At 39.9% G+C, this 8,358-nt stretch carries 7 protein-coding genes and 1 pseudogene; 4 read left to right on the top strand and 4 right to left on the bottom strand.

The window, feature by feature from the left end:
* From NLX67_RS15900 to NLX67_RS15885, 4 genes and pseudogenes are all read right to left on the bottom strand, one after another.
* Window positions 1-1,236: GMC family oxidoreductase N-terminal domain-containing protein (locus tag NLX67_RS15900; RefSeq protein ID WP_254312497.1), on the bottom strand; the 1,236-nt coding region annotated here is incomplete at its 3' end.
* 1 nt (window position 1,237) lies between these two features.
* Window positions 1,238-2,012, bottom strand: a pseudogene (locus NLX67_RS15895) (transposase); the annotation flags it as partial.
* A gap of 171 nt (window positions 2,013-2,183) precedes the next feature.
* Window positions 2,184-3,494, bottom strand: coding sequence for a DUF2254 domain-containing protein (locus tag NLX67_RS15890; protein ID WP_254312496.1), 1,311 nt, complete (start codon window positions 3,492-3,494; stop codon window positions 2,184-2,186).
* A 33-nt stretch (window positions 3,495-3,527) separates the two neighbouring features.
* Window positions 3,528-4,256 (bottom strand): SLAC1 family transporter, encoded by a 729-nt coding sequence (locus NLX67_RS15885; protein WP_254312495.1) that lies wholly within the window; start codon window positions 4,254-4,256, stop codon window positions 3,528-3,530.
* 370 nt (window positions 4,257-4,626) lie between these two features.
* On the opposite strand from NLX67_RS15885, the gene NLX67_RS15880 reads away from it, so the two are divergent.
* The 4 genes from NLX67_RS15880 to NLX67_RS15865 all read left to right on the top strand — a co-directional run bounded on the left by NLX67_RS15880 (window position 4,627) and on the right by NLX67_RS15865 (window position 8,293).
* Window positions 4,627-5,109 (top strand): DUF421 domain-containing protein, encoded by a 483-nt coding sequence (locus NLX67_RS15880; protein ID WP_375143396.1) that lies wholly within the window; start codon window positions 4,627-4,629, stop codon window positions 5,107-5,109.
* 373 nt (window positions 5,110-5,482) lie between these two features.
* Complete coding sequence (locus NLX67_RS15875) at window positions 5,483-5,830, top strand: hypothetical protein (RefSeq protein WP_254312493.1); 348 nt, start codon at window positions 5,483-5,485, stop codon at window positions 5,828-5,830.
* 103 nt (window positions 5,831-5,933) lie between these two features.
* The gene (locus tag NLX67_RS15870; protein ID WP_254312492.1) at window positions 5,934-6,269 is read left to right on the top strand and encodes a YflT domain-containing protein; all 336 of its coding nucleotides are present in this window, start codon (window positions 5,934-5,936) and stop codon (window positions 6,267-6,269) included.
* Window positions 6,270-6,883: 614 nt separating this feature from the next.
* A complete protein-coding gene (locus NLX67_RS15865; protein ID WP_254312491.1) occupies window positions 6,884-8,293 on the top strand; it encodes a glycoside hydrolase family 1 protein in 1,410 nt (469 codons plus the stop codon).
* The last annotated feature ends 65 nt before the right edge of the window (window positions 8,294-8,358 follow it).

The following is an 8,358-nucleotide window of genomic DNA, read 5'->3' as shown; positions in this document are numbered from 1 at the left end:
TTTTTCTGCCTCATTTGTCATTTCAAAGACATCTTCAGCAGGGTATACCAGCTTATAAATCCCTTCAGGATCAAGTTTCCGAGCTTTCTTCATAATTTTGTAAATGTCAATATACTGATCGATCATGAATTCTAAATCATTCGGATCTTCCAATGGATTGAGGCTAACGGTTGGATAAGCCTCAGGATCGCTGTGAGTGGCCAAAATTGTTCCTCTGCTTCTCGGGTTATTGTCGAAAGGGCCAATACTCATCACATTCGTCTTTTTATTTGGATTAAACGACCAGCTGTTTTCGAAGACAACAGCTGGTGGAAGAAAAGAAGGTGTTATGCTGCTATAAATTTGAAGACGGCGGCCTCCTGTTGGTCCTTCTCCTTTATGAGCACCTAGTGGAAATGGCAGGTCAGGGTCAGCCACTCTCACTTCCAGAAGCCGGCTGGTTTCTACTTCAACCCCCACTCCGCCAGTAAATTGAGCCTGGAAGTTGTGTCCAACATTAGGGCTCTCTATTAATGTTGATACACCGATTTGGACTAAATCCAAAGGATTTCCGATTTCTGAACGCTGAAGAATGACCGAAGAAAAATTTCCCGCAGAAAGAACAATTCCTTTGTTTGCATAAGCCCTTTGGATTTTTCCATTTTTGACATACTCAACACCGACAGCAGCCTGAACTCCTTCTTGTTGTTCAAAGAGAATTTTATTCACTGTTGTTTTGGCAAAAATAGTCAGCTGTCTACTTCCAACCCCAAATTCATCAGACAGGATCTCATTTCCTTGTGTAACTACATCATCATCTAAATATCCAGTTGCCGTTGATGAACGAACAAATCTTCCGTGCACCATTTTGTTCGTAGCCTGTGATTTATAAAATGTGCAATCTCTTATGCCTGTATTATAGTCTTCAACAATTGGGATATCCAAAACATCTGAGGTTGCTTTCGCTAAAGTAGTGACAAGTCCATCTTCAGGAATAATTTGCTGTCTCACAAAAATCGGGCCTTTTCTTCCCCGTTCTTCCGGTTCTTGTGTGTTCCCTGTATACGTTTCATTTTTTTGGAATAAAGGACTAACAGCATCATATGCCCACTGAGGTCCAACAAGCTCCGCCCACAGGTCATAAAGTTCACGGCTGCCCCTTACTGCATACATGGCATTATGTTCGGAGCTTCCACCAATTGCTCTGCCACTTGAGATCCTTAGCTGGCTGTTAATTTCAGGCTCTAATGTAGACATTAATGTGTTCCACCAATGGCTGAAGGATGTGGCTGTCATGAACATTTCCAGGGGTCACGATCGTGCTCAGTACAAACCCTTTTTGATCAGTCGCTGCATGAAAGGAATAGGCAAACTGCTTCGTGCGCTCGTCTTTTACATAATAGCCACTTTCCGGGTCTGTCGTGCTCTGCTTGATTTCCTTGGTTTCCTCTTTTTCAAATTTATCTGGTGGAAATGGCTTCTATCCGGTCCTGGTTTAGCTTCTCCTGGAGCCTTGCCTCGTAGGCGTGTGTCTCCTTGCGCACCACTTTCTTTTCAAATTTGCGCTTATTTGCGCTTGCCTTCACATGAGTAGAGTCAATAAAAACGTGGTCAGCACTGAGCAGTCCCTGGTCTGCAATTTCTTTCAGAATGCGGTAGAAAATCTGTTCAAAGACATCCGTGTCCTTAAAACGGCGCTCATAGTTCTTACCGAAGGTGGAGAAATGGGGGACCTCTGTGTAGAAGCCAAATCTGAGAAACCACCGGTACGCCACATTCGTTTCAATTTCCTTGATCGTTTGGCGCATGGAGCGGACGCCAAACACATACTGAATAAAGGTCATCTTAAACAGGACGACCGGGTCTATACTTGGACGCCCAAGCTTCGAATACAAATTTTCAACCAATGGATAAATGAAGGAGAAATCAATCGCCGCCTCCAGCTTCCGCACAAGGTGGTCCTGCAGCACCAGCTGGTCCAGTGCAATCACTTCTAGTTGGTCTCGTTCTGTCTGGTTGCTTCTCGTCATCATTTTCCATCACCTCAGCCAAAATATCTTATTTCTATTGTGAAAAATAAAAAGACTGCAGGCAAACCCGAATTTCTTCGAGTTTGTCTACAGTCTGTAACCCCCGCTGATAACGGGGGTTTCATTACGTGTACTTATTTTTTTGCTTCTACTTTTTTACTGGCTCGTTATCTCTTACCGGCCGGGGGGAAGCTGAATCGTTTCGTTTCCTGTCGAGCGGGCCAGGTGATTGATTTTATCCTGGTAAAAAGCACGGTCAAGCGAAAGCATCTCATCTTGATTCATACCTTCGACAATATACAACTGCATATTCCATAGATCGGATTGAACGTGTCCAGCTGACAATTCAGACGCAATTGTCAATGATTCGGTAATTGAGGCCAGCATCGACATATCGTCTTTCCCATAATATCGCAGCTGGAAAAATGTGTTGTACAGTATTTTATGAAACGGGCGAAGACGATAAGATAACCGTGCTACTTGATCCTCATCTGAAAAAACGAAATATCGACCTGATATATGACTCATTTGACCAAGCAGACGGCCAAGGTGCCGGATATTGTGTATCGCTGTATTGGGATCATTAATTCCAGGAGAAATCGCCCGCAGAGATACTTCGACCAGCTTTTGAAGAGCAAACTCCGGATCTTGCCGGGTATCTCGATCTTTGCCTGCCATTATGTATTTGTTTATTTCTATTTCCGGCTTTTCCGCTCCATAAAAATGGATGATCGACTGCTCATGATGGACAAAGTCGCCGATATGCACTAGTACTTCGATCGTAGCCTGATGCTTTTTTGCAAATGAAGCTAGCCTTTCGAAATCAATCCATTGAATATAGCCGTCCATCTTAGAGGTAAAAGTCCATTCAGCCGCATTCTTGGCAATTTGATTTTCTTCGGACCCCTGCTTCTCACCTAATTCTTGATAGTGCTTGATAACAAGGCACGCATCCTCTGTTAGCTCTTTCATTAATGTACTTACTTGAATATTCGTCGCGATATGGTGAATAAATATCGCAAAGAAAGTAAGACAGATAAGCGCAATTGCAATGCCGACAGTAGCAGACAATACCATATGATTGTATAAATTATCCCTCATAAATAGCAGTGAAAGTGTATTATAAAGAAATCCGCCCATAAACAAACCAAGAACACGCCACGTCATTTTGTCCTGGACAAAATTTTTCAATGTTCTTGGTGAAAATTGAGATGAATAGGTAGTCAGAACAACCATGATCGTTGAAAATGTAAAAGTCGTCATTGTTAAAAGAGCGGATGATAAGCCTCCCATAATCGTTTTCGCCAAGTCAACACTTGTCATTAAAATTGACGGAATGTAATCCGCTATATCGCCCACATATTGAATATCAATGTAAAACATTGTTAATGACAGCAAAATAGCAAGCAAACTATAAATAGCGGGAGCTATCCAAAGACTTTCTCGAAGCTGCAAAATAATCCTTTTCATTAAACTAATTTTCATTGTGTGACACCGCCAATTATTATTTTTCTAGATTCAGCATACAGGAAAAAGAACCTTCTTTTTTATTTTAAAGATACAAAAAAACAGCGCTATCAACCGGATAACAGCCGCTCCATCGGATGCCCGTATTGAGCTAGAGACAACCGCAAGACCGGTAATAGAGACTGCTCCATGAATAATAGCATTTGTATTGGACCAGTTCTTAATAAAAGAAAAGGCCTTTTTATCTCTAAAAGATGCCAGTATGACTACAAAACCTGCTAGATAAAACAAGATGCCTAATCCAATGAAAAACAAAGAAGCTTGTGTGGAAAGAGAGTGACTATACAATTTATTTCCTGCTACAACAATGGATTGAACCGCTACACACTCTAGCAGCAAAACGCCTTTCACCTCATCTACTCGCGAAGGATAAGACCAAAAACGGACATAGTTCCAAATCACAAGCAGGATGATAAAAGCCAAAATGAGAAGAATCGCTAGGATAAATAAAAAGATGGCTACATTGCGTAAGGACGGCAGTACCGCAGTGAGTGTCACAGAGGTAATAGAAAGTGCCGATATCCACGTTCCTATGGAAAAACTTTGAACGGGATTAGAAAGGTGCCGCTTATAGAAAGATCCCTCGAAAACGTCCCATACATATTCAACGGCAAGCCATGCAAGCATAGGCAACAGCGCAAGGGCTGCATATGGCCCTACGGAAACAGCCAAAAAAGGAACTTTCTGCATCGTCCCATTAATCATAATGCCGGATGCCATCACGATAGCCCGTCACTACTTGACGCCTTAGAGTACACCCCAAGATAAATTCGCACACTTATAACTAATAAGATGATTGCTGTAAAAAACAAAAGCACGTTTTCCTCTCCTTCCGTCTCGTTATTAATCTGCATCACCCTCTCTCTCCTATTTCCTCACTGCTTATTGTACAAACTAAAAAAATATTAGTTTCGTAGTTAATGAATAACACGTTTATCTGTCGAACTATGAGGAAACCATTGATATAAGCAGGAAACCCACAGTAAGCATATCGCTTAGAAACTTTATAGTACTTAATCAATGATTCGGAATTAACTAATAACAATTAAAAATAAGAGGTGTTTACATGTTCTTTAATAACTGAGAGACAATTGGACGAACCATTATTGTAGGGGTTTTAGCTTACATTGGTTTGATTTTCTTTTTAAGAATTTCTGGCAAACGTACCCTTTCAAAGATGAATGCTTTTGATTTAGTAGTCACAGTTGCGCTTGGTTCAACCTTGGCCACCATTCTTTTAAGTAAAAAGGTAGCGCTGGCGGAGGGGTTCACGGCCTTTTTTCTGTTGATTGGAATGCAATATCTGATCGCCTGGCTTTCTGTCAGGTCAAGATTTGTGAGTGAAATAATCAAATCAAACCCGGAGCTTCTTTACTACAATGGAGAATATTTTACACATACCATGAAGAAAGAACGTGTATTAGAAGTGGAGATTCTGCAGGCAGCCCGGTCAAATGGAATCTATTCTATATCTCAAATAAAAGCCGTAGTACTAGAAACGGATGGAAGTATTTCAATCATTATAGCTACGATAACTCAAACGATAAATTTGGTGGGGAGAATACAAGTGTAGAGACTGATATCTGTACAAAAATCATTGAAGAAGAAAATATAAAAGGCGAAATTGACTATTTATTGAGCGAGTGTTCCAAAAATACTAGCAGCAGTTATTTTCTTGTTCGTATTGAAAAGTAAAATACATTCCAAATGCAACATAAATGCAAATATGTTGTGTTAGTGAGCACCCTCTTTCATGAATAGGGTGTTTTTTTAATTTTTGCAAAAATTTTCTTATCTTCATTTCTTTTTGGAGGATCTAATATTTAAAGAATTGATAGGACTTGCCCGCTATTGGAAGCTTCTCGGCTAGAGCTAAAATGCTTTGTGTTTAAAGTGTAAAGTGCAGGGTACTTAATAAATGAAACCGTATCAAAGGAGGAAACAACATGGCTTCTAATTGGAAAAAGAAATGGATGACAGGCAGCCTGGCTGCCGTCTTAACACTTGGAGGACTTGCTGGATGTGGAGATGGAGAAGATCAGGATAATGGAATTGATGATGGAGAAGTGGATGATCAGATAGATCCAGAAAACAATCCTGTCGATGAAGACAGTGGAATCAATGATGGAGTAGACCAGGACAACGGTATCGATGATGGAGAGCAAGATGATCAATTAGATGAAGACAGTGGAATCAATGACGGGGTTGATCAAGATAACGGCCTTGATGACGGGGAAGTAGATGATGAGATCGATCCAGAAAATGACCCTACGGAAGAAGAAACGCAACAGTAAAAAGGCGAAAACATCAAATGCTTTGCTGTAGCATTTGATGTTTTAATCCTTTCTATCCGGTCAATAGAATAGTAAGGAAGAATTTTCGGAAGGAGTGGTAACAATGGCAAAAGTACGAGAATACGAGACGATGGAAGAAGCCATTCAGGCAGCCAATACACTGTATACACGAGGTGTAGCAGAAGAGGAAGTATATGTTTTAGCTCCTGATGAAGGAGTCACAGATGAAGTAGCCGACCGGTCGGATGCAGAAAAAATCGGCATGGACGAAACCGGCCTGGGAACCGCTGTGAAAAATATGTTCCGGGACAAAGGCGATCAACTCCGGGCTAAAATGGAGGAAATCGGGTTAAGTTCAGCCGAAGCAGTCGCATATGAACAGCGGCTTGACGACGGCAAAATTCTGTTAATTTCCAAGGATGAAACCACCGTTATTTAATAGATTTCATACAAGCTAATGACTATTGCTTTGTATAAAAACGCCCTGGATCGTTTAAAGGGACTGACCCAATAAAGTGAGACAATCCAATCACTTGAATAATGGAGAAGCAAAGATAAACAGTTAAACAATAAGGTTAAGTTCCGTTCGTAAAAGTACACTTTTATGCACAGTTCTTTTTTATGTAAACAACAGCTATTTTAGCGTTCGCTTAAGTCCAAAATCATTTTACGAACGTCCGCCAATTTACCACCACTTTTACGAACAGCCACTCTAATGTATATACTAAATTATAGGTCAGTGATGCCCCCCCCACATTTACTGCATCCGTCAGGCCATGGGTATGATTTTTTCGCCTATCGCTCATTTCGTGTGAGAAGCAAAATGTTCATATTCAGTTATCCACGACTATCAGCATTTATTAAGCTTGTCCTGTTTAAGTATGCTTTAGGTATCCTATCTAATAATAGGGTAACACTTGGCTTAACATGGCCGTCCGGTTCTCAAATTGACATCAGTCGAAAAAAACTATATAATCTCTTTAATATTTGTACCTATAAATATTATATATGGTAATAAATTTGATAAGTTGGTATGAAATTGGAGGGTTTAAAATGAAGTTTCCACATGACTTTTTATTCGGAGCAGCTTCTGCTTCTTATCAAATAGAAGGAGCATGGAATGAAGATGGGAAAGGTATAACAAATTGGGATGTCTTTTCAAAGATTCCGGGGAAAACGTATAAGAGTACAAACGGAGAGGTAGCCATAGACCATTATCATCGATACAAAGAAGATATTAAATTAATGGCAGAGATGGGACTTGAATCGTACCGGTTCTCCATTTCATGGGCACGTATTTTGCCAACAGGAGACGGAGAAGTCAATGAAAAAGGCTTAGAATTTTATAATAATGTTATTAATGAATGTTTAAAATATGGTATTGTTCCATTTGTTACACTGTATCATTGGGATTTGCCTCTAACGCTTGAAAAAGATGGAGGATGGACGAATAAGCGAACAGCTGAGGCATTCGTCAAGTATGCAGAAATTTGTTTTCGGGCCTTCGGAGATCGCGTCAAACATTGGATTACGTTTAATGAAACGGTTATGTTTTGCGGATTAGGCTATTTAAAAGGAGCGCATCCGCCTGGTATCCAAAACGATGAGAATAAATACTTTCAAGCGACACATTACGTGTTTTATGCACATGCAAAAGCGGTAGAAATTTATAAGGAACTGAATCATTACGGCGAGATTGGTATTACACATGTATTCTTACCAGCTTACAGTGTAGATGATAAACAAGAGAATGTATTAGCTGCTCGACATGCCAATGAATATGAAACTTTTTGGTATTATGACCCCATTTTAAAAGGTGAATATCCGTCTTATGTGGTTGAGCAATTAAAAGAGAAAGGCTGGACGCCAAGTTGGACGGAAGAAGAACTAGATACGTTAAAAAGAAATGCAGGAAAAAATGATTTTATTGGCCTTAATTATTACCAGCCCATTCGAGTAGAAAAAAATCATGAAGCTGTTTCATCCATGGAACATTCAAGAGAAACATCAACTCTAGCTCCCGGCAACCCATCTTTTGATGGCTTTTATCGGACCGTAAAAATGGAAGATAAAACATATACGAAATGGGGATGGGAAATCTCGCCTCAAGGCTTTTTAGATGGGCTGCATATGTTAAAAGAGCGTTATGGTGATATTAAGATGTATGTAACAGAAAACGGTCTTGGCGATGAAGATCCGATTATTGATGGTGAGATTGTCGATGTTCCTCGTATTAAATATATTGAGGAACATTTAAAAGTGATTAAGCGTGCAATTAAAGAAGGCATTCATCTAAAAGGGTATTACGCATGGTCTGCCATCGATTTATTAAGCTGGTTAAACGGATATAAAAAGCAATACGGATTTATTTACGTAGATCATCGGGATCATTTAAATCGAAAGAAAAAGCTGTCGTTTCATTGGTATAAGCATATTATTGAGACGAGAGGAGAAGAGCTGTAAATAAAAAGAAAACCTCTTGATTAAAATCAAGAGGTTTTCTGTATAATAGAGGCAGTAAATAATTG

This window comes from Domibacillus sp. A3M-37 (assembly GCF_024213455.1).
GTDB lineage: Bacteria > Bacillota > Bacilli > Bacillales > Domibacillaceae > Domibacillus > Domibacillus tundrae.
The sequence above is the reverse complement of the archived record's forward strand: the minus strand, read 5'-3'. Positions and strand labels throughout refer to the sequence as shown.